This window comes from Streptomyces sp. NPDC042002 (assembly GCF_055588305.1).
Window position 1 is genome coordinate 19,280 of sequence record NZ_JBVJCT010000049.1, and the last position, 23,126, is coordinate 42,405.

A 23,126-nucleotide genomic window follows, 5' to 3' on the forward strand; every position below is an offset into this window, starting at 1 on the left:
GCTGGGGGTACAAGAGTGAGCTAATAGTGGCTAGTGATCACGCGTGCTGTTCCGTTACCGCGGTCGTACGCCAGGGTCTGTGTACAGCCCAAGGCCGCGACGTCTTCACTCGAAGGGCATTCAAGGGTCGTGGAAGCCTTCGCTGGCTCCTGCCGTGTCGGCAGGTGTGGGTACGACGTCTGGTGCTGCGTAGCCTCGCTGCTGGTTGCTGCCGCCAGCGCGAGATTCTCCGCCCCGGCCCACGGTGCTCAGCCCTTGGGCCTGCTCTGATTTCACTCCGTTATCGGAAAAACCGCCCGCAACGCGCAGCCCGTTGGTTACGGTCTGTGCTCATAGAGCTGCCCAGGAATTTTGGCGCTCCGGCGTACGGCTTCACCGCCGGTCGCCGGGGTTGCCTCGACACCGTAGGACCGAACGCAGGGAACGGCCGATGACCGACACCGCCTCCGAGCCCTCCAACGCTGACAGCACCGTATTCGGCCGTGATTCCACACCCGTGACCGGACGGCAGCCGTCTGAAGGCCTGTTCACGGGCGACGATGCCGAGGACGAGGTGGGGAAGGTAGCAGGCACCGAGGACTCCACTCCTTTGAAGTTCCACGTCGCCCTTTCCCCCGACGCCTATCTGCAGCTCGACGATGTGGTCAGCACCCGCCGGGAGATCCCCGGACGCGGAACCGTCGTTACCTCCGGCGTGGTGACCGAGGTGGTCGCCCGCCACGAGGGTGCCGCGTTCGGCTCGGACGTGTTCCTCATCGCCGACGGAATCCTGCCGGCCAACGTGCAGGAGATCGCCGAAGTCACGACCACACGCATCGACCCCGAGTGCTACGTCCCGCCACGGCCCGGCGCAGTCGCGATCCGGGCGGCGGGCGCCGCCCGGGACGCCGCGCTGTACTTCGACCGGATGGATGCGCGTATCCCCGTCGGTATCGGCCGTGACGGCGCACCGATCTATCTCAACCTCGAGTTCCTTGACGGCACCCGCGGCGCCCACGTATCGATCTCGGGTATCTCGGGCGTGGCGACCAAGACCAGCTTCGCGTTGTTCCTGATGCACTCACTGTTCACCTCGGGCGCCCTTGGACCCCGTGCGGTCAACGCCAAGGCCCTGATCTTCTCGGTCAAGGGCGAGGACCTGCTGTTCGTCGACCAGCCCAACATCCGCCTCGACGAGACGCTGCGCGCCGCGTACACACAACTCGGTCTGTCTGCCAGCCCCTTCGCCTCGGCAGGCTTCTACGCCCCGCCGCTGCCCGGCGACACCACCGGCCGCCCCCACGTCACCGGCAGGACCAGCGGCGTCACCGCCTTCTGGTGGACCCTGGCCGAGTTTTGCGAACGAGAGCTGCTCCCGTACGTGTTCGCCGATGTCACAGACGAGAAGAACCAGTACACGATCGTCGTACACCAGGTCACCAGCCGGCTGCGTCGGGAAGCCCGGCCTGCGGGGAACGACGGCGCGGTCGTCATCGACGGAACCACCCTCCGCACCTGGGCAGAGATGATCAACTTCATTTCCGGCAAGGTCACCGACGACCTCACCCGCGCAGACTGGGCGGGGCCGGCGATCGGGATGGGCACGGTGAACGCCTTCGTGCGCCGCCTGCGGTCGTCCCAAAGACCACTGGGGCCCCTGCTCCGCGGCGACCTGACCACAGACACCGACCGCCCTGCCGCTCACTCCATCGACACCTCGCAGCAGCAGGTCACGGTGGTGGACCTGCACAACCTGCCGGAGCGGGCCCAGAGGTTCGTCGTCGGTGTCGTCCTTGCCGCGGAGACCGACCGCAAGGAGCAAGCCGGCCCCGGCGGGCTGCTGTTCACGATGATCGACGAGCTCAACAAATACGCGCCCCGCGAGGGATCATCCCCGATCAAGGACGTACTGCTCGACATTGCCGAACGCGGCCGCTCGCTCGGCATCATCCTCATCGGTGCCCAGCAGACCGCCTCCGAGGTGGAACGGCGCATCGTGTCGAACTCCTCGATCAAGATCGTCGGACGGCTCGACCCTGCCGAGGCCAGCCGCCCCGAATACGGTTTCCTGCCCACCTCGCAACGCCAGCGCGCCACCCTCGCCAGGCCCGGCACCATGTTCGTCTCCCAGCCGGAGATCCCGGTGCCCCTGGCCGTCGAATTCCCCTTCCCCGCCTGGGCCACCCGGCTCTCCGAGGTCGCCGACCCCGCCTTCACCAGCGGTGCCCCCGCAGCCGGCCAGACCACCGGCAGCGCGGCCCGCCCGGACCCGTTCAGCAGACTGCCCCGGCCCGAGAGCGATCCGTGGCCCGGCGACACCGACGACGGCGCCATCGACGAACCGCCCTACTGACCTCCGCCACCGCACTCCTCGGCACGCCCGCGCGACCCGCTGCTCTTGCTTCAGCCACCCGCAAAGGACCCACCGTGAAGTTCCTTCACACCTCTGACTGGCACATCGGCAAAACCCTCAAGAGCCGCAATCGGCTCGAGGAGCAGACACGCGTCCTGAAAGAGATCATCCAGATCGCCGTCGACAACGACGTCGACGCCGTCCTCATAGCGGGAGACCTCTACGAGAACGCCGCACCGACCGCGGACGCCCAGAAGCTTGTCGTGCGCACCCTGCTCCATCTGGCCAGGCGGAACATCGAGGTCGTCCTCATCGCCGGCAACCACGACCATGGCGCCACGTTCGAGGCCTACAAGCCGCTGATGGACGTCGTCGGAATCCACGTCTACGGTCAGGCCAGAGCAGCCGCGGACGGCGGCGTGCACACCTTCCGCGCCAAGTCCACCAACGAGCGCGTCAACGTCGCCGTCCTGCCTTTCCTGTCCCAGCGCTACGCCGTCCGTGCCGCGGAGATCATCGCCAATACCCCGTCGCAGAACGTCGGCGCCTACGACCAGCTCGTCCGAGACGTCCTGACCAATCTGACAGCCGCGTTCACCCCGGACGCCGTCAACATCGTCATGGCCCACCTGACCTGCACCGGCGGCGCCTTCGGCGGCGGTGAGCGGCCCGCCCAATCGATCATGGAATATCACGTACCCGCCGCGATCTTCCCCGTCGAAGCCCACTACGTGGCCCTGGGACACCTGCACCGCAGACAGCACATCCCCGCCGCCTGCCCAGTGCACTACAGCGGCTCCCCCTACGCCATCGACTTCGGCGAACAGAACAACACCCACGTCGTCTGCCTCGTCGAGGCAACCCCCGGCACCCCCGCGAAGACCACCGACATTCCCGTCACCGCCGGCCGCAGACTGCGCACCGTCGAAGGGACCGTCGCCCAGCTCACCGCCGACCCCGCCGGCTACGGCGAGGACTACCTCAGACTCGTGGTCACCCAGCCCGGCTACGCCGGCATGAGAGACGACCTGTACGAAGCCCTCCCCAACGCCCTGCAGATCCTGATCCATCCCGATCACGCGGACACCGGAGCCAAGGCGGGGATCAGCGTCGACCAGCCCGTCAAAACGCCCGCGCAGCTCTTCGCCGACTACTGCCACAGCGTCGGCGTCAGCGACGACCGGGTCACAGCCCTGTTCAACCAGCTCCACGACGACGTGACCCGCTCCATCGCCCGCCCCTGAAGCCTTGGCCTGTCTCCACCCTGCCCGAAGGATCCTCAGATGCGTCCCGTTCGTCTGGAGCTCAACGGCTTCGCCGGCTTCCGCACCCACACCGTCGTCGACTTCACCGACACCGACTACTTCGCCCTCGTCGGCCCCACCGGGTCAGGTAAGTCCACCATCCTCGACGCGCTGACCTTCGCCCTGTACGGGTCGGCCTACCGGTGGGGACGCATCAACGCCATTTCCTACGCGCTCGCCCCCACGAGCAACCGCTGCACGGTCTCGCTCACCTTCGACGTCGGGTCGCAGCGCTACCAGGTCGCCCGTGAGGTCCGCCGCATCGGGCAGCAGATCCAGCAGAAGTCCGTCAGCCTGGTGCAGTTCACCGACCCCACGGTCGTCGCGGTCGAGGCAGACGGGCCGCAGCCGGAAGTGCTGGCCGGGGAGATCAAGGAACTCAACACTGCTATCGAACAGTTGCTCGGGCTGTCCTTCGATGACTTCTGCCAGTGCGTCGTCCTGCCCCAGGGTGACTTCGCCCGGTTCCTGTCCGCCAACGCCGGTGCCCGGCAGCAGATCCTGCTCAAGCTCCTGGGCGCCGCCCAGTACGAAGGCATCGGCAAGCGTGCCGGCGCCCAGGCGGTCGAAGCGGCCAAGGAGATCGAGGTCCTCGACGACCAGCTAGGCCGTCACGCCGATGCCACCCCCGAAGCCGAAGCCGCCGCGCAGGCCCGTCTTGCCGCTCTTGAACGGCTGGCCGGCACCGTCGACCAACTCGTGCCCCGTGTCACCGAAGTACGCACTCGCGCACACGAAGCCGACGCCCGCGCCGGCAAGCTGCGCAGCGAGACAGGTCTGCTGACCTCCATCCACACCCCTGAGGGCATTGAAGAGCTGCAGCGCCAAGCGACCCAGGCGCAAACTGTCGCCCAGCAGGCCCGTGACGCCGCCGACGCCGCAGCGCAGACGCTCTTCGACGCCGCTAAGGCGGCCCAGTCGGGCCCCCAGCGAGCCAGCCTGGCCCTCGCCCGCGACCGTTACACAGAGAAGGCAACCCTGGCCGGGCGCCGCGACACCGTCATCGCCGCTGCCGAGCACGCCCAAGGTAAGCTGGCGCAGTGCCAAGACCGGCTGAAGGTGTCAGCCGACGCCGTCGCCGCGGCCCGCCGAAATACGGAGAAGACCCGGGAACTCCACGACCAGGCCCGACAGGCACACGAGAAACTGCAGCACCGCCAACAGTCGCTGACCGCCGTCCGCACCCCCGGCGGTGTCACCGACCTGACCAGCCGCGCAACAGCTCACTCCGACGAATCCGAAGCCGCCGCCAGGCAGCTGACCGCAGCCCGGAACCGGCACGAACAAGCTTCCCGCGCACTGACCGCCGCCGGCGATGGCAGCCAACTCGTCCAGGCGCACCAGACGCTCGACCAGCTCCTCGACGTCACCGGCTTGCTCGCGGACGCCACCAGCCAACGGGACAGGCATCTCGAGAGGACCCGCCAGGCCGAGGAGGCGGCGGCCGGAGCGCATACGCGCCTGAACGCGGCCACCTCCACAGTCGATGAAGCCCGAACTCTCGCCGGTGCCGCGCAGCTGCGCCCCCAGCTTCAGGTGGGCCACGACTGCCCAGTCTGCGAGCAGAACGTAACCACCCTCCCGCCGCCGCTGTCCGACCCCGCTGTCCACACCGCCGAGACGGCGCGGGCTGCCGCCGAAGCCGAACACCGCGACCTGCAGGCCCAATACGAGAACGCCAAGGCCACGCTCGCCGACAAACAACGGACCGTGGACAACCTGGCCACAAAGCACGCCCTGCTCGATGAGAGGCTGGGCACGCTCCTGCCCGACCGCCCCGTCGGCAGCGACCGCGACACCGATGCCGACCGAGCCCGTCTCGCCGAACTCACCGCAGCCCGAACCCAGCTGACCGCTGACGAACAGCAGACCCGCGACGCCGTACACCAAGCCGAAACCGCGCACGATTCCGCCGCATCGGCTGCCGCCGCGCTGCAACGAGAACTCGAGACGGCCCGCAGCGCCCTGCACTCGACGCTGGGCACGCTGGCGGCTCTCGGCCCGCCGGCCGTCGACACCGATGACCTGACCGCGGCCTGGGCCGAACTGGAGGCATGGGCCAGCGCCCAGATCTCCACCGGGAAACACGACCTCGCAGCTGCCGCCGCCGCCACTGCCGACGCCGAAAAGGCCCACGCGGACGCCACCACCACGCTGGACACATCCGACCGCGCGCAGGCCGAGGCCCAGACCGCCCACACCGCAGCCGTCCGGGACGCCGCGACCGCCGAACGCGAGCAGGCCACCCTGACCGACCGCCTGAGCGCACTGAACACACTCCTGGGCCAAGCACCTCCAGAAGACGAGCTGCCAGCACTCTTCGAGGAATGCACACGTCTCGAAGACAACGTCAAGACGGCCACCGAAGACGCCAACCACACACGCGAGACAGCCAAGGCAGCGGCAACCGAGCAAAAGCAGTGGCAAGAGCGCACCACGAGCGCCCGATCCGAGCTGACAGCCACCCGGGATGCAGTGGCGACGCTCAACCCACCGAGCCTCGACACCACAGACCTCGCCGCCGCCTGGTCCACCCTCACCGCCTGGGCCGACCGCGGGGTCAGCGACCGACAAGACGCCACCGAGCGCGCCCGCACCGACGCCCAGAGCGCCCACGACGAAGCCGAACAACTCGTGAGCCGCCTGGAGGGGCTGCTGCGCGATGACGGCCTGGACCCCCACGACCTCGGCGACAGCCCAGACCGCGCCGTACAGGCCCCGCGGATGGTGGCGGTCGCAGCCGAACGCGCCCGCGGGCAGGTAGAAATGATCCAACGCAGCCGCGCCGACGCCGCCTCGATGCGAGACAAGATCGACGCCGCCCGCACCCGGCAACAGGTGGCCGCCGAGCTCGCCCGACTGATGCGATCCAACAAGTTCCCCCAGTGGCTCGCCAACTCAGCCCTCGACACCCTGGTCGTTGGCGCCTCCCAGTCGCTGCGCCAACTGTCCGACGGCCGCTTCGACCTCCACCATCAAAAGGGCGAGTTCCAGGTCATCGACCACTTCGACGCCGACTCCTCACGATCGGTGCGCACCCTCTCCGGCGGCGAAACATTCCAGGCCAGCCTGGCCCTCGCACTGGCCCTCTCCGACCAACTGGCCGGTCTGGGCGGCGCCACGAAACTGGAATCCATCTTCCTCGACGAAGGATTCGGCACCCTCGACGCCGATTCGCTCCAGACCGTCGCCGACACCCTGCAGAACCTCTCCCAGGGAGACCGGATGGTCGGAGTGATCACCCACGTCACCGCACTCGCCGAACAGATTCCCGTCCAGTTCCACGTCCAGCGCGACGCCCACACCTCCGTGATCACCCGGCAGGGCACATGACCAGCACAGCACAGGCTTCCCGCATGCGGTTCCACGTCGACGGCTGGGACCCCACCTACGGCTCCAGCGTCGAGAACGCCGAAAACGGCATCAGCGACTCCACAGCCGCAGTCAATCCCCACATCGAACTCGCCCCAGCCGACTGGAAACCCATCTCGCCCTCCCAGGTATCCACCCCCGGCGCTGTCCTGTTCGTCGACGGCGTGCGCCGCGTCGAGGCACGCATCTGGATCGAACAGCCCCCATCCGCCGAACCAGCCGCACACCCCAGCAACACAGCCCGGCACGCCCTGATGGCCCTGTGCGCCTCCTACGCAGCAGGCACCGTCTGCTGCTGCCCCGACCATGGCGCACATTTGCTGACCATCGACTACCGACGTGGCCTGTTCACCACCGCCACCAACGCGCTCGACGTGCCCACCGCAGCCGGAACCTACAAAGCCCACATCACCCCTGACGACCAGGACCAGAACCTTGCAGTGCTGCTCTCCACAGCGCTGCAAGGCCAACTCGCCGATCTCGAGGTCCTCGTCGCCACCCACGCCCGCACCGCCCTGACCGGCCACGGCGTCCCCGAAGGCTCGGACCTACTGGTCGTGGACGGCCCCCTGCGCGGCCGCACCCACCTGCCACGCGCCCTGGGATTCATCAAATCCCACCGCACCGCCTACCTGCCGCCCGACCTCCACGCCATGATCTCCACCCTGGCGCCCAGCGAACGCAGCCCAGTGTTCCTGATGGGCACCTCCTGGGTCCGCCACGCCTGGTACCTGCGCCTACCGTGCACACCCGGCGCACCATGGGCCGGAGTCGTACGCCTGGAATGCGCCGCCGACATCACCATCCCTGACGCGATCGAACTGGCAAACCTCTCCCAGGTCGTCCTGCCCCGGTACGCCAGCATCGAGTACAAAGACACCCGGGCCCCGCAGAACCTGGTGCCGGTCGCCGGACTGGAGAGAGAACTACGCCGCCACCTGGGCAACCCCGTCCTGCTCAGCCGCGCCCTACGCGTGGCATCAGCAGGCTGAGCCGCAGACACCCGCACGCGAATCCACCAACTGCCCCGCACTGCAAAGAAGATCTCCCCGCAACACCCAATGACCCCCTCACCAGCTCATGCCCCGGAGCGGCGTCCATCCATGGCCACCACACACCTCGAACTGCGCCCCCACCAGAAGGAAGCCGTCAGCGCAGCCGTCCGCACCCTCGCCCAGCACCCTCGCGCGAGCGTGATCGCCGCCTGCGGCACCGGCAAGACCCTGATCGCCGCCCGCACCACCGCCCGCACCGCTCCCCGCGGCCGTGTTCTCGTGCTGCTGCCGACACTGGACCTGCTGGCCCAGACGATTCGCTCCTGGCGCACTGTGGGACGCAAAGGCACCACCATCGCAGTCTGCTCCGCCCGCCAGGCCCTCGACCACGAACCAGTCAGCGCCGACGTCCCCATGACAACCGACCCCGGCGAACTGGCCGCCCACATCCGCACGACGGGACCGGGCCCGGTCACCGTCTACGCCACCTACGCCTCCCTGACCGCAGTGGTCACCGCGCACCGTGACCACCAACTGCCCTCCTGGGACCTGATCGTCATCGACGAGGCGCATCGCACGGCCGGCCGACTCGGCAAAGCGTGGGCCGCGGTCCACCACGATGACCAGGTCCCTGCCACCCGCCGCCTCTACCTGACCGCCACCCCCCGCATCTGGGACCCCGACGACGCCTCGGACGGCGACGGGGCGGAGGCAGTGGCCTCCATGGACGACGAAGACCTCTTCGGTCCCGTCGCTTACCACCTCAACCTCTCCGACGCCATCGACCTCGGTCTGCTCGCCGACTACCAGATCCTCGTCCCCGTCGTCACCGACACGGACCTGCGCGACTGGCTCGCCACCGGGGCCGGAGCCGGCGTCGACGGACTGCGCCTGGCCGGACGCCAGGTCGCCGTCCTGCGCGCCATCCACGACCACCGGCTGCGCCGCATCCTCACCTTCCACCACCGCGTCGCCGACGCCCGCGCCTTCGCCACCACCCTGACCGACACCGCCGCCACCCTCCCCGCCGACCTGCGGCCCCAGGGGCTGTGGGCGGACTGGATCAGCGGCAGCCACGCCCCCCAGGTCCGCCGCCGCCTCCTCCTCGAATTCACCTCCCAAACCAGCCCCGACACCCCCGCCGTCCTGTCGAACGCCCGCGTCCTGGGGGAAGGCATCGACGTCCCCGACATCGACGCCGTCGTCTTCGCCGACCCCAAGAACAGTCCCGTCGACACCGTCCAGGCCGTTGGCCGCGCCCTGCGCCAAAAACCCGGCGCAGGCAAGAAGGCCACCCTCGTCGTCCCCGTCTACCTCACCCCCGACGAAGACCCCGACGACCTCCTCGGCGCCGACGCCTACACCCCGCTGTGGCGCACCATCCAAGCCCTGCGCGCCCACGACGACCGCCTCGACGCCCGCCTGTCAGACCCCCGCACCCACCGCCCCACCATGCCCGGCGAAGACCCCGAAGCCTGGCTTCGCTTCGACCGCCCCACCCAAACAGAAGAAGTCGCCCTCGCCCTCTCCCTACGCGTCCTCGCCCCCAAAAGCGCCGAATGGCGCCGCGGCCTCACCGCAGCCCGCCGCTACTACCACACCCACCACCACCTCGACGTCCCTCAGGCCTACGAAGACCCCACCAGCTACCCCCTGGGACGCTGGCTGACCTGGCAACGCCACCTCCACGCCAAAGGCACCCTCGACCCTGCACGCGTCCATGTCCTCGAACGCCTCGGTATCATCTGGGACCCCCGCCAGCAGGCCTTCGACCGCGGCCTGGCCCACGCTGCTGCTTATGCCGCCGACCACGGCCACCTCGCCGCACCCGTCGACGAGATCCACGACGGCTTCCCCCTCGGCCGCTGGCTGGCCACCCAGCGCACCCGCGCCGAGACCCTCACCGACCAGCGCGCCACCGCCCTCACCGCCCTGGACCGATGGTGGAACCCGCCCTGGCCGATCACCTGGCAACGGGCCTACCACGCCGCCCGTCAGAGCCTGGCAGCCAACAAGGCCGCCGCCGAAACAGAGAGCTGGCTGGAGTCACAACGCGCCCGTTCCGGCCAGATGCACCCTGAACAGACGTCACTGCTAGCAGAGTTGGGGCTGGCCGATACATCCACCTCCCCCGCAAAGGACCGCCTCCCAGCTCGCGAGCGGACCTTCCAACGCGGGCTCGCCGCCGCACGTGCCTTCCGGGCGCGCGAAGGCCATCTCGACGTTCCCCAGCGGCACATCGAGGAGATCGACGGCGAAAACGTACGGCTGGGGCAGTGGCTAAGTAATTTGCGCCGCCGCCGCTCCAACCTCAGCCCGCAGCGGCGGGCAGCACTGGACTCACTTGGCTGGTGATGGATCCGAGCTACGCTCGTTTTCTGAATGGCTTGCCACGGGCACTGACTCCCGTCCCGCGCCGTTGGAAAGGTCCGTTCCGAACGGCCTGGCCAGGAACCGGCTGAGGTGGCTTGTCAGTCCCGGGATTCGGCTAGCCCGCCACCGGTTGAGGCACAGGCGCTGTCGCCTTCCGGGCTGCTTTGCGGTCCGTTGCCTTCTGCCGGCGCTCTGAGAACTTCTCGTACTGGACGGTCAGCACGTAGATGTGCTCCAGCAGTGCCTCGGTGAAAGCCAGGGCGTCCTCGGCATCCTGGCGGTTGACGGTGTCGCCGTGGGCCCCGTCGTTCCCGATGAATCGCAAGGCGGTGGCCCAGTCCAGAAGCCGGCCCTCAATTTTGTTGTTCTGCTGCAGCCACTCGACCATCCGGGCCAGGTTGCCACCGGTTGCCCCCTGGTCTTTGCAGACCAACTCCAGTGTCCTGCGGGCCATTGTGGCCGTTGCCGCGTAGGCATTGGCCTGATGGAAGCACCGGTACGCCTCCTGGAACGCGCGTACGACCCGATACGGCGCGTCCACCGCGGGTGCACCGTTAGGCCAGACGTTCTCCGGACTCTCCCACTCGTTCGGCCCGTGCAGGTAGTCGCTGGCCAACACCATGGCCGTCCGGCACAGAGTGCAAGCGACCAACAGCACCCGGCAGGGATCTTCTCGGCCGATTTCATCGTCCGGCGGCTCCACCACCTCGCCGTGGACCTCAGCAAGTACCTTCTTACGGCACACCGGGCAGTCTGCGATGAGCAAGTTTTCGGCTGAAGGATCTCTCTGCGTCACGGTTCGGAGATTATCCCCGGTCGGCCCAGCCGTCTGCTCACCAAGCTGATTTGGCTCTAGTCCAGGGGGATTCCCGTAGCGATTCGGTTCCGCGGGCAGCGCCTGTGGTCCAGGAAGGATCCGCTGCGGATGCAGCCTTGGCAGGCATCGGCTACGCGATCTCGAACCGGCAACTGTGACGATGCACCACTGCGAATGCGAAGCGTGACCACATGTCTTCATCGTGATGGGAACGATCGGCCAGCACGAGAACTCCAGCGGGCACGTAACCACGAATGGCCACCACTAACGTGGTTCGGCTCGCCTCGTCCCTGTTCGCATAGGGCCGTACATGAGCCGGACACGTCACCATGAGACGGAGGGAGCCCCCTCGGCTGTCAGCCCGTTCGCCAGTATCGTCTGCCACTGCCGGCCGGGATCGTCGTCTTTGCGTCGTCCGGCCAGTTCCTCCAGCGCCTGCCGGTCACCCGTATCGGCAGCCTGCCGCGCGAAATGCTCGGCCTGTGTGAACTCGCCTGTCTTCTCCAGCCGTTCGGCGAGCAGTCCCGGCGCCCATCCAAGGGCCTCGTCGTAGGCACGCCGCAGCAACGGCATGGCCTGCTCAGGGCTACGACCCTGTGCCAGGCGACGCAGCGTCCACGACCGCTGGCTGGCCGGGGCCTTCCAGGCAAGCCGCTCGGCCTCCTCGGCTCGTCCTGTCTGCTCGCGGCCTCGGACCAGCTCCCACAACGGGGCGGTGTAGCCGCGGGCAGCGCCGTGCAGCGCCCACTGATCGGCTTCCTCTGCTCGCCCGGCTTCCTCGGCTCGCTCCATCAGCGCCCGTACAGCCTGTCCCACCCGGGCAGCTGCCGCACGCTCCAGCAGCACACGGCGAACGTCGTCCGCCACCTTTTCATCCTGCACAGCGCGGTGAGCCTGTACCCACAGCGCCCACGGGTTGCCCCGCTCGACCTCACGGTCCAGCCGCGCTTGTGCCTCCGGGGTATGTCCGCGCTCGCGCAGTCGTCGCAGCAGCCGTTCCAACGCCCAAGAATTCCCGGCGTCCGCAACCTCACCGAGCGCGGCGTCGCCTGCAGCCGCGCCCTGCGTCGCGTCCAGCAGGGCCACCAGCTGGCGCAGTGCCCATGTCTCCCCGGGCGGCATGGGCAGTACGGCAGGGTCGAGGTAGTCGAGCAGGGAGTGAGGACCTGCTTCGAAGTCGATGAGACTCATGCCCTCCTCCCGCTGGCTACGGCGGCGTTCGAAGATGCCGATCGCGTCCTGGTACAGCCGGGTCGCGTCAGCGGCGCGCCCGTCGGCCTCGGCCCGTTCAGCCAGGTCCTTCAACAAAGTGGCCTCGCCGGCGGCGAAGGCCTCCCGGGCGGTCTCCTCGACCTCGGCCGGCTCTGTGGCAAGGGTGGCCAGCTCGCTCATGGCGTGGCGGTCGCCCGCCGCTCGTAGTGCCGCCCGCGCACCGTCCAGATTCCCGCGCTCGCGCAGGTCGCCGGCATAGGCACGCAAGATCTCCGGATCACTGCACTGGGCGACCTCGGCGTACCAGCGTTCCGCCTCCGCGCTCTCTCCGTCCAGCACCAGCGCGCGGGCCAGGTGGAGCTGAGCGGCGGGGCTCCCACGACCGGCGGCTTCCCGCAGCAACTGCTCGGCCTGCTGGTACTGCTCCTGCTCCAGCATCGGCTCCAGCAGTTCCTCCAGGACCTCGCCGTCCCCGGCGAGCGCGGCCTGCTCCTGCACCCGGCGAACCTCCTCGGCCCGACCGCGTTCCTGCCACAGCCAGATCAGATACTGCCCTGCCTTCAGATCGCCCAGATCCAGCGCCCGCTGATACAGGCTGGCGGCCTCGGCATCACGCCAGCGCGCCTCAGCAGCCCGCCCCACCGCCCGCACGACGTGGGGCTGGGGCAGATGCTCGCGTGCGGCACGCCAGAACGAGGCCGGGGGAGCGGTGAACCGCCGCTCGCTGCGGCCGACGTGGTCCATGTAGTCGGACAGCCGCCACCCGTCCCCGCCACCCGTTCCCGGACGGGCCCGCACCCGGCTCAGCAGCCCGCGCACTCCCTTGCCGGGCTGCTGCGTGTAGGCCAGGGCGTCCTCAAGCCACTGTTCACCGAGCGCGTCGTAGTCGTCGTCCCCGAGATAGCCCTCGGCGGCCGCCTGAAGAAAATCCCCGCCCACCAGCCCTGCCCCGCCCAGTCGGCTGGCGTCCACGGCCGCGCCGATCACTGCCCGTGCCGCGGGCGGCGCGGTCCGGTAACGCTCGAGCAGAGCAGGAGCCCCCGCCATGTACTGGGCGATCCGCCCGTCCACCGTGTGGGTCAGCGCGTCGGCCAGCCGTGGATCGTGGCCGCCCACCGTCCGCGCATCCTCCAGCTCCTGCGCCCCGAACGCGGCCGGCACAAACACCCCCTTACCCTCGAGCAATGCCTGCGCCTGCGGATGTTCCGTCCGTCTGCCCTGATCGCTCAGCACGGCCCAGAACTCGGGCCAGACAGTCCCCAGGACGAGTACCGGTGTGCTGGCACCGTTCTGGAGTAGCGCCCGCAGACCGGCCGCCGCCTGTTCGCCCAAGGCGCCGGCCTGCGGGCCGATGTACCACTGCAGATCGTTGAGCCAGATCGCGGTGCGCGCGGCGATCCCTTCCCGCAACCCGTCCACCAGCGACTGGGCCGGTGACGGATTGAGCGGATGCCACAGCCGCCACCCGGCCGGAAGCTCCGCCGCCGCCTCCCAGCACGCCCTCGTCTTGCCCGAGGAGGATTCACCCACCAGCACTGCCATCCGGCTTGCGCCCCCGGCCGCCTGCGCCACCACCGAACGCAGTGCCTCGTCGTGAGGGCGCCGCACATACAGAGGCAGCGCCCCCGGCACCGTCGCCGTCACCTCGATGGGACGGTGCACCTCCCACTCACCGAAAGCGTCCGCGTCCCGCAACTCGGCCACGAAGCGGCCCAGGACAGGCACCTGCACCTCGGTACCGCCCGCAACAGGCCGGGAAGGACGACCGCCGCGCCGCTGCCGGCGCTCCTCGTTCGCACCCTCCCACAGCTTCCTCCACCCGGCAGGAGCCCTTACGCCACCCGCCTCGCGAGCCTGCTGGCTCAGGTGGGCGACCAAGAACTCGACCACCGGTCGCTGCGACGGAACGGACTGGCCCGACAGCCACGCACTCAGCGAGGACGTACTCAACGCCACAGCTGGCCGATGCCGCTTCCCCTGCCGAACCAACGCCGCCAACGTAGGTGAACCCGCGCCCTCGTACAGGCTCTTCAGCATTGCCGCGAAAGCCTGCATCGCCGAGCCCCGCTCCACCCGAAATCCCTTTCACGCTGTCCGCCGCCCCCTGCGCCGGAAAACTCGCCAGACCATCCCTGACCAGCCTAGACGGCTCCCATCCACAGGCCAGGACATCGCCGGAAACCCACCGGACGCAACTCAATAGGGCCACCGAAGCCCCACTGGCGCCCAAGGAGGCCACACCGATGTCCCATCACCTGCTCACCCTGCTTAACAGCCCGTTCGCCACTGCACTGTTGGCCACCCGAGCCTTCCCGATCACCTGGCTCGCCCTTACCGCCGCGTACGCCCGCACGCACAGTCGCCGGCAGGCGGCCCTCCGCGCGCTCGCCGTGCTTCTCGGCCGCTCCTCGGGCCCCCGCACCTGAGCGGGATCAAGGCAGGTCCACGTTCGCCGCCCGGTCGCATAACACCTTCACCCAGGCTCCGGGGCGGGATAGCACTTCTCGCCCGTCCCGGATGCCACCGGGCCCTCGGTATAGGCCTTCTGCACAATTTCCCGGCCATCGTCGAACGGTTCATTACAGACTGTGCGACTTCTGTTCTGGACAGGCCAGGATGCCGCTTTCGGCGATGACCAGCCCCTGGCCCGCGACGGAAAGGAGCTGATCAGCCTTTTGTACGGCCCCAGGACGCGGCCAGGTACGCCCGGCCGGCCGGGGTGAGGCGGTACTGCCAGGCACTGGCGTCCTCGATGTAGCCGTGCCCGGCCGGGCCCAGCCGACGGGCCGCCACACGGCCAATCGTGATCTTGGCGAGGGTTTGTCCCGGGGCGGCCGCGACGGTTTCGAGCGCCGCCTGCAGCCATGCCGGTAGCAGTGAGGGACCGGTGGCCTGCTCGGGTGGCGCCGGCTGCAAGGATCGTCCGGCGGCGCGACCGGAGCGGGTGAGCCGGACCTGGGTGTGCCAGAGCGGGCCGGCGGGGCCGTCCACCGCCACTCGCCGCAGTTCGATCAGTCCTCGCCGCTGTAGTGCGGCCAGTGTCGCTCCGGCGCCTGCGTCGAGGACATGCTGCTGTCCCAGTTGCTGCTGGACCGCAGTGGCTTCGGCCGCCGGGTGGTCGATGCCGTAGGTGATCCACCGCCACTGTTCGGCCGGCTGGCGTTCCCGGGCGGCGTGCCAGCGGCGGTTCTGCGCACTTTCGTTGTCCTGGTCGATCGTGAACAGCACCTCAAGATAGGTCCGTTGGCGCTCGTTCAGACCTTGCGGACGGCCGCCCGCCCCGCCCGGCTGCTCGCCGTGCGGCGTGGGCGGTGCGGGCGGCGGTGTCACGAGGATTCCGGCTGATCGATCGGTTCGAGCTGGTGAGAGGGCAACAGCGCGCTGCCGAGCTTGTAGGCCAGGTGCAGTTCGATGGGCAGCGTCACCGGATCGGCGAAGTGCGCGGCCGCTGAACGCCGTTGATGGGCCAAGGCTGCCCAGGCCTCGGCAGGGTCGTCATCCCGCTTGATTGCCACGAGCAGTTCCAGCAGCTGCGGATTCCACACGTCCTTGCAGGTGTCGATCTTCGCAACGATCTGTTTGTCGCGATTTTTGCCATGGTGCCACTCCAGCCTGGAGCCGCCCGGGCTGCCAGGCCCCGCAGTTTTGGGTTTGTCCGCGGTGGCGAAGAACAACCGGTCGTTGTCCTTGCTGGCCCACAGTCCGCCCCCCACTCCCACCCGCTCCTTGGGGCCCTTCGCCCCGTACGCGAAGTGCTGTGCACTCTCGTTACGGACGTTGGTGCGCAGCCGGACGTGCCGCAGCCCCTTGTGCCGTCCGGCGTCCAGAGGCCGATCGGGGTGGAACGCGAGCCGGTCCGCGACCAGGTTCGGGTTGGTCAGTGCCGGGCACGCCGTGCGGATGTTCTGGGCGAGGGTGAACAGCGCGAGATCCCCGCCGTCGCTGGACTCGGCCACACAGTCGGTGAAGAAGTCCTGGATCTCCTGTTTCTCGAAGGTGCGTGTGCTGCTCCAGGCGGCCAGTTGGACGGATGCCTGGAGGTGGGTCAGCCACCTGGAATGGGGCAGACGCACCATCACGTGGGGCCGGTCCGGCACGCTCGCCACGGCCAGGGGCATGACGGCCTTGAAGTCACCGGTGCGGCGCACCACCCACAGCCCTAGGCAGGCGACATTGGTCAGCTCGTGTTCCGTGGTGCCCTGCCGGTCCGGATGCCGGATCAGCCCGCTCTGCCGGATCAGCAGGTCACCGACAGCCCTGCGGGCGCGCTCCCGTTGGCTCGTGGCGCTCTTCTGCTCCTCTGGCGTGCCGCCCCCGGCATCCTCGTTTTCACCGGGGCCGGCTTCGGCCGCGGACACGGAAGGTGGCAGCAGGTTCTGGGTGACCGCATCACAGCCGGCCGCACCGGCCCGCACGGCCATCTTCGGATCATGGTCGGCGGACGTGAACCCGTCGGCGCCGCGCATCTCGACCAGGACGAAGCGGGACGTCACCCCGGGCCCGGGCTGCCCGAGCCGACCGCGGACCTGCACCTGTCGGCCGATGCCGGCGTCTTTGAGCCGGTCGTTGCGCCGCTTGATCTTCTCGTTCACCTCGAGGTCGTCGGCGAGCGCCCCCACCGGCTCGACCCGCACCAGCACCTCGAGCTCGGGCAGCGCGTACGTCTGCTGCCACGCCTCCACCTGCCCGGGCTGGTCCGCCGCATCCAGCGGCAGGTCCAGCGCGAGCGCGAGCGCGGCGAGGGCCTCGTCGCGCATGGTGGTGGTGTCGCACCACAGCACGACCTCGATCCGGGGCCCGGCGGCCGCAGCGAGCGCGCCGCGGTCGACGCGCAGCAACGCCTCGGCACTGAGACGGGTACGGGCGGGGATCGGCACCCGCACGTGCGGCTCGTCCACCGTCGCGAAGCCCTTCAGTGCGGGCACCAGCTGGCTGAAGATGCGCCACTTGTCCTTGGCGGAGACGCCGTCGCCGACGGCGTGCCCGGTGTTCTTTCCCAGTCCGGGCCGGTAGGGGACACCCGCGACGGGATCCCGGGGCAGTCCGTCGTCGCCGGTGCCCGTTTCCAGGAAGCCCAGCGGGTCGCGGGCCAGTTTCGCGGGGTCGGGCAGGAAGCCGAACGAGCCCAGACGCTTCAGCGTGGGCACCAGGCCGTCCGCCCACTCCATGGCGCCCTGCTTCTTACCCGCCGGGCCGGGATTCCAGGTCATGGAAGCCAGCCCGAACGGGCTGCTGGCATCCGCCCACGGAGAGGGGGAGAGCAGGTGCAGGCCGATGGTCCGCTTAGGGTCGAACACGTTGTACCGGGCCCAGCGGCGCATCCCGACCCGCACGTGCAGCCGCGGCCGCACCACATCCTCCAGAGCCCTGGTCTGCACCGACAGCCGCAGCGTGTAGGACCAGGGATACCGCAGCCCGCCCTTGCTCTCGTACACATACGGCGGCCAGGACACCAGTTCCGCTCCGTCCCGGGCGGCGGTGCGCCGCCACCGGGTCGTGTGCACCGCCCGCACCAGCACACCGTCCGGGGCCTCCTCTCCGCTGGCTTCGTCCCTACCGCCCTCGTCCCCGGCCGGTTCGCTCTTCGGCTCGCCGTGGACGACGTGCCAGTCCGCCAGGCACAGATAGGTGGCCAGCGCGTGCGGTACCAGGGTGTAGTCGGCACTCTGCAGATCGAGGCCCGGTCCCAGGTCCAGCGTCCTGCGCGTGAACGTCAGATCCTGCCCGCTGAAGGTGTCCAGAATCCTGGCCAGGACCGCAGTTTCGATCACCTCAGGGCGCCCGCGGCGCCGCGCCAGCTCGTTGCGGTGCTGCGCGGCTGCCATCAGCCCGCCCTTGACGAACTCCACCAGCAGAGCACGGTCCGGCGTCTTCTCGGCTGCATTCGCCGACCACGCCAGCCACATCTGACCCCGCCGCGCCCGGGCGTCGTGGGTGAGGACCTGCGGCATCAGCGCAGCGATCGCACTGTTGACCGCCCACAGGGGGATGGCCCGCTTCTCCTCTTCGGCCTCACCCTCCGCGGTGGCCGGCCGGAAGACGTGTTCGCGCAGGGGCTGCGCCCATTTCGCGGGAAACTCGCACGTCCAGTACTGCGCCAGCTCATGACCGGCGAAGGACTGCAGGACGAGAGAAAGCGGCTGAAGGAAGTCATAGCGCACGGTGCTGCTCCACGAGGGTGTGCAGGGACTGTCGAAGAGGCTGGTACAGCGGTCCGGCGATTGCCGCGTCGGGCCCGTCGAGGGCTTCGTCGAGGGCGTCGAGCATGCCGACGAGCATGCTGTCGTCGTGTCCGGGGTCGAAGGCGGCGTCGCAGAAATACACCCGGGCCGTTGCCCCGCCGCGCAGCATCCGGCCGATGATCTGGTCCAGCGGGACGATGTTCGTCCAGTCCATGGCACGCCGCTGGGCCGAGCCGGGATCGGTTGCCGTGTACTGCAGCGTGCCCTCCAAAAGGTTGAGCCAGGCACGGCGGGCCAGTTCGCGGAACATGGCCGCCCGTTCCCCCAGTGTCGTGTCGGGGCCGGCAGACGGGACGGAGCGCCGGATCTCCTCCACCGCCCACCGGTTCATCGTCTGCACGTGGTAGCCGAGGTCCTCGGGGTGCAGGTGAGGGCGGACCAGGTAGAACGCCGCGCCCAGGGCGGCGACGTGGGCGTCGTTGAGGATGTTGTGGCCACGCTCGATGGCCAGTTGCGGCGCGATGAGGATCCATGCATCCTTCTGCCGGGCCATCGCGTGCACCTTGCCGCGGGCGATGGTCTGCCCGCTCCAGTGATGACTGCCGGACTCGTCGTCGGGCACCATCTGCAGGATCTGGTCGGCCCATTCGGGCTGGATCCGCAGCAGATGCTGCAGCACCGCTTGAGCCTCGCGGTAACTGCCCACCAACAGCAGCACCCGCCGACGACCCTCGGGCAGTTCGTCCCGGATCTCCTCCAGCAGGCTCTTACGCGGCCCGCGCAGCCCCTGCTGCCGCTGGCACAGCCCCGCCAGCAGCTCCCGCAGCGCTTCCAGCCGCTCCTCGCCCTGCTTGCCCGACACCCTCACCGCGAACGACGCCCCGCTGGAGGACGGCATCCTGACCGGCAGGTACCTGAGCATGATCCGCTCGTGCAAAGGCACCCTGTCGCCCGTGCGGGAGGCCAGGACGCCCGCAACGGGCACCTGCACGTCATAGCGCGGCGAGTTCCCCGCCCAACTGGTCGCCGACAACAGCAGACACGCCGGCCCCGGCTCGCCCTCACCGGCCGCGCCCTCATACAGGTGCGGCAGGTTGAGCAGCAGCCACCGGCCGATCCCCGAACAGCGGAAGAACGACAGGGTCCCGATCTGTTCGAGCTCGCCCTCGTGCTCCCGGTACTGGAAGCCCAGCAGGTTGCCCATCGGGGAATCCGGCACCAGCGGCAGGTACTCGGCTGGCGGACGGTGCACGAGGCTGGAGCCCATCGCCTCCAGCCCGGTTTCCATCTCCACCTCCCAGCAGGCACGGGTCAGCAGCGCCAGCTTCTCGGCGAGCAGGGCGACGACCATGGTCACCTGGAACCGCACCGCCAGCCGCTCCAGCGCCTGTTCCCCGGTTAGCACGACGTCCTCGAGTCCGCGCAGCCACTCCACCAGGTCCTGGGTCACCAGATTCGGCCGCTGGTAGCCGCGTGCGGTCAGGTCCCGCAGGAACGCAACCGACGCATCCTTCCCCTGGTAACGGCCGGCCGGGTTGTCGAGCCACGCCGAGAAGACAGCCCGCCATCGCTGAAAGCACTCCGTGTCCGACTCCCACAACGCCGGCTGTTCCCGCCGGGGCGCACCGTCCTGCTTCCGTGGCCGGTGTGCGATCTCACCGGCCAGCCCCAGCGCCAGCCGCCACTCGTTGAAGTAGCCCTGGCCGAGCCACTCCCGCACATGGCTGTGCTCGGCCAGCAGACCACGAAGATGGGTCACCAAAAGCCCCGCCGTACTGATGTCGACGGACCAGTCCCGCACCGGTTCGCTGAACAGGTGCTGGCCCCGGGTATGGCGCATGTGCCGCTCGAACAGCGGCCTCACCTCGTCCAGCCAGGCATCCTCACCCGGCCCCGCAAGCGCCTGCGAAGGACTGAACGCCTGGTCCCACTGGATCTGCACCCGGTCGGCCTCATCCACCACGAACGCGTCGCTGCGCTGCCACGCCAGCTCCAGGTACCGCATGTCGTACCGCGACAGCTGCCCGGGCACCCGGCAGTGCATCAGGCTGGCGGGCGTGGCCACCCACACCGCCGCCTCCACCAACTCCCGCGCAGCCTCGTGCCGCCCGCACACCGGCAGCAGCGAACAGTCCACCGCCGCTTCCCGCTGCTGCTCACCGTTTTCGGTGTGCCACGGCCACAGTCGCCGCCCACACGGGGCGTCCTTCAGCGCCAGCGGCTCGGTCAGCTCCGCCAGCCCCTGCAGCACGCACTGGGTGGAGATCCACCGAAGCCGCGGATCCTCCAACAGCACCAGTCCCCGGGCCTGCACGTCTGCCGGGCGGTGCACCTGCTGCAGATGCCGGCCGCGGTTGGCCGCACCCAGGATCGGCGCCGCCCTCACCCCGTACCGGCACAGCGCGGTGACCATGTCGAGAACGGCCACGACATCCCCGAGGACCACCGTCAGCGTGTGCCGCCGGTGCGGCTCGGCACCCGCCCACACCGCCGCGACCGTGATCAGCGTGGTCTTGCCGACGGCCGGCATGCCCACCACGTGCATCACATCCGCCAGCACCAGCTTCTTCGACTTCCGCAGCCGGCCGTCGCTCTGACGGACCAGCAGGTACAGATCGTCGATCCGACCGCGCCAGTTGTTGCGCAGCCCCAACCGCACGTCCTGCGCGTCCATCAGATCGGCGGTCGCCGTCAGCGCCGACCAGCGCAAGGTCACCTGCTTGCGCCGCCGCCCCACGGGATGCCGCCGCGCGGGCGCGGGGGTCACCCCCTCCGGCACCACCACACTGGCGTCCGCACGCCCCATGCGATAGCGCACACCTTCCTCGGCCACCGCCACCCGCAGGTCACGATGCTCCGGCAACCCCGCCAGAGCCTGCGCATACACCTGCTCCCGGTCCGACACCACCGACAGCGACGCCCGCCGCTCAGGAGGCTGCGACGGGTCCTTCACATCGAACATCCGCAGCATCTCCGGCAACGCCTGATACGACCGCAGAGCCTTGCCCCAGCCGCTCTGGCTCTTCAGCTCGCTCACCAGCCACCGCAACGCCGCCGAACTCGCCACCGCCCGCTGCTCACGCGTGCGGAACTCGTAGCCGCCCATCAGCGCCCACGCATCCCCGGCCGCCGCACCCGCCGCCCACGACTCCAGCGCGAACAGCCCGAGCTCCACCGACGCCACCAGCCGCACATCCACACGGCCCAGGCCGTTGCTCCTGGCCGCCCGCTTCAGCTTCTGCCCGAGCCCCCTGTACCAGCCACTGCGATCACGGGCCACAGACGACCTCCCCCATCACACCCAGATCGGGGCAGGACGTCACCAGATCCCTGTCCGAGATCACCTCGACTTGAGGCTGCGCCCTCAACGCCTCGCTGCGCCGCGCGAGGATCTTCATGTAGCCGGGATTGGCACGCACCCGGTCGTACGGCACCACCAGACACCCCCGGCCGTACGCGTGCGGATCATCAGCACCCCACGCGGGGAACATCTTGATCCGCCTGGCCAGCAGATAAGGGCTGCGCCAGTCCTTCACATCCACCCCGACGCTGTAGCCGTCGGGCCACACCGCGACCAGGTCCAGCGCGTCCAGCTTCGGATACAGCACCACCCGAGCCCCCCGCGCCGCCAGCTGCCGCGCGAGATCCAGCTCAGGCCGGCCCGGCAGCGCCACGAACCGCACCAGTTCCGGCTCCAGCCGCCAGGCCCCCTGCGCCTCCACCCAGTTCGGCTCCGGCAGATCGGGCCGCCGAGCGCAACGCCACACCCTGCAACGCACCCGGCCGTCCGCCCGCAGGGAGATCCACTGACCGCAGCCGCCGCACACGGCCACCCGCCCGCCGACCGTCATCTCGGCCGTGACCCGCCCGTAGGACTCCTCGACCCAGGTCGCCCACTGCGGCACCTCCAGCACAGCGTTCTTCGCCGCCACGAACGCGTCCGGCCTGAGCACCGCATGCTCGGTGACGAACAGACGCCACCGCGCGTACAGTTCCGGCCGCCCCAACTGGGCAGCCATCTTCTTGATCTCTTTGACCAGCGCGCTCTCGTGGACCTCGGACACCACATCCTGGGCCGATACCGCCCACTCCAGACAGAACTCGCTCGGCTCCCCACCGATCAGGAGCCGCTCCCCATCCACCTGCGCATCGGGATCGAACTCCAACGGCCATAGGTTCATCGACCGCTCGGCGCACCACACTCCCACCAGATCCTGCACACCGACGGGAGCATCCCTGCCCGCCCGCACGCACAGGGCGGCCAGCCGGTCCAGTCCCAACTGCAGACTGCGGTCATAGGGATGCTGAAGCCGCCGCACCCCCGTCCAGCCCCGCATCCCCACCAACCCCGACGCCACCAGGCTCAGGACCACTTCGCCAGCACGTACCGCACTGGCCCGCCCGGAATACACCGGGCCGATCTGTGTCAGACTCACCCACCACACGGTAGAGGCCGCCACTGACAGTCACCTGACGAACTGAACAGTAACCCCCAGTGACCTGCCCCAACGCGTCCACAGCCCGCCACGGACACGTCCC

At 69.3% G+C, this 23,126-nt stretch carries 12 protein-coding genes; 6 read left to right on the forward strand and 6 right to left on the reverse strand.

Annotated features, from left to right (window positions below):
* Window positions 1–430: 430 nt before the first annotated feature.
* The 5 genes from ACZ6KY_RS38265 to ACZ6KY_RS38285 all read left to right on the forward strand — a co-directional run bounded on the left by ACZ6KY_RS38265 (window position 431) and on the right by ACZ6KY_RS38285 (window position 10,358).
* A complete protein-coding gene (locus ACZ6KY_RS38265; protein WP_469314873.1) occupies window positions 431–2,332 on the forward strand; it encodes an ATP-binding protein in 1,902 nt (633 codons plus the stop codon).
* Between the two features lie 74 nt (window positions 2,333–2,406).
* Window positions 2,407–3,576: a metallophosphoesterase family protein gene (locus ACZ6KY_RS38270; RefSeq protein WP_469314874.1), complete on the forward strand. Its 1,170-nt coding sequence runs from the start codon at window positions 2,407–2,409 to the stop codon at window positions 3,574–3,576.
* Window positions 3,577–3,615: 39 nt separating this feature from the next.
* Window positions 3,616–6,969 (forward strand): AAA family ATPase, encoded by a 3,354-nt coding sequence (locus tag ACZ6KY_RS38275; RefSeq protein ID WP_469314875.1) that lies wholly within the window; start codon window positions 3,616–3,618, stop codon window positions 6,967–6,969.
* Window positions 6,966–8,000 carry a hypothetical protein gene (locus tag ACZ6KY_RS38280; protein WP_326782753.1) on the forward strand — a complete coding sequence of 345 codons (1,035 nt, stop codon included), beginning with the start codon at window positions 6,966–6,968 and terminating at the stop codon, window positions 7,998–8,000. Before ACZ6KY_RS38275 ends, ACZ6KY_RS38280 begins: the two co-directional genes overlap by 4 nt.
* 111 nt (window positions 8,001–8,111) lie before the next feature.
* Complete coding sequence (locus ACZ6KY_RS38285; protein ID WP_469314876.1) at window positions 8,112–10,358, forward strand: helicase associated domain-containing protein; 2,247 nt, start codon at window positions 8,112–8,114, stop codon at window positions 10,356–10,358.
* Between the two features lie 133 nt (window positions 10,359–10,491).
* On the opposite strand, the gene ACZ6KY_RS38290 is transcribed toward ACZ6KY_RS38285, so the two are convergent.
* Window positions 10,492–11,172 (reverse strand): DUF4145 domain-containing protein, encoded by a 681-nt coding sequence (locus ACZ6KY_RS38290; RefSeq protein ID WP_469314877.1) that lies wholly within the window; start codon window positions 11,170–11,172, stop codon window positions 10,492–10,494.
* A 345-nt stretch (window positions 11,173–11,517) separates the two neighbouring features.
* The gene (locus ACZ6KY_RS38295; RefSeq protein WP_469314878.1) at window positions 11,518–14,130 is read right to left on the reverse strand and encodes a hypothetical protein; all 2,613 of its coding nucleotides are present in this window, start codon (window positions 14,128–14,130) and stop codon (window positions 11,518–11,520) included.
* Between the two features lie 518 nt (window positions 14,131–14,648).
* On the opposite strand from ACZ6KY_RS38295, the gene ACZ6KY_RS38300 reads away from it, so the two are divergent.
* On the forward strand, window positions 14,649–14,831 hold the full coding sequence (locus ACZ6KY_RS38300) for a hypothetical protein (RefSeq protein WP_369486602.1): 183 nt from the start codon (window positions 14,649–14,651) through the stop codon (window positions 14,829–14,831).
* Window positions 14,832–15,072: 241 nt separating this feature from the next.
* Here the strand turns inward: ACZ6KY_RS38300 and ACZ6KY_RS38305 are convergent, their stop codons facing one another.
* Genes ACZ6KY_RS38305 through ACZ6KY_RS38320 form a run of 4 tightly spaced genes read right to left on the reverse strand, consistent with a single transcriptional unit; the run spans window position 15,073 to window position 23,023 of the window.
* On the reverse strand, window positions 15,073–15,735 hold the full coding sequence (locus ACZ6KY_RS38305) for a hypothetical protein (RefSeq protein ID WP_369486603.1): 663 nt from the start codon (window positions 15,733–15,735) through the stop codon (window positions 15,073–15,075).
* Window positions 15,732–18,566, reverse strand: coding sequence for an RNaseH domain-containing protein (locus tag ACZ6KY_RS38310; protein WP_469314879.1), 2,835 nt, complete (start codon window positions 18,564–18,566; stop codon window positions 15,732–15,734). Before ACZ6KY_RS38310 ends, ACZ6KY_RS38305 begins: the two co-directional genes overlap by 4 nt.
* Window positions 18,556–21,867: a pPIWI_RE_Z domain-containing protein gene (locus ACZ6KY_RS38315; protein WP_469314880.1), complete on the reverse strand. Its 3,312-nt coding sequence runs from the start codon at window positions 21,865–21,867 to the stop codon at window positions 18,556–18,558. Before ACZ6KY_RS38315 ends, ACZ6KY_RS38310 begins: the two co-directional genes overlap by 11 nt.
* Window positions 21,857–23,023, reverse strand: coding sequence for a pPIWI_RE_Y domain-containing protein (locus ACZ6KY_RS38320; protein WP_469314881.1), 1,167 nt, complete (start codon window positions 23,021–23,023; stop codon window positions 21,857–21,859). Before ACZ6KY_RS38320 ends, ACZ6KY_RS38315 begins: the two co-directional genes overlap by 11 nt.
* Between the last annotated feature and the right edge of the window lie 103 nt (window positions 23,024–23,126).

What these genes read in the sequence shown, in the direction of transcription:
- ACZ6KY_RS38285 (WP_469314876.1), top strand. Translation starts at nt 8,112, where the DNA reads ATGGCCACCACACACCTCGAACTGCGCCCCCACCAGAAGGAAGCCGTC.
- ACZ6KY_RS38280 (WP_326782753.1), top strand. Translation starts at nt 6,966, where the DNA reads ATGACCAGCACAGCACAGGCTTCCCGCATGCGGTTCCACGTCGACGGC.
- ACZ6KY_RS38300 (WP_369486602.1), top strand. Translation starts at nt 14,649, where the DNA reads ATGTCCCATCACCTGCTCACCCTGCTTAACAGCCCGTTCGCCACTGCA.
- ACZ6KY_RS38265 (WP_469314873.1), top strand. Translation starts at nt 431, where the DNA reads ATGACCGACACCGCCTCCGAGCCCTCCAACGCTGACAGCACCGTATTC.
- ACZ6KY_RS38275 (WP_469314875.1), top strand. Translation starts at nt 3,616, where the DNA reads ATGCGTCCCGTTCGTCTGGAGCTCAACGGCTTCGCCGGCTTCCGCACC.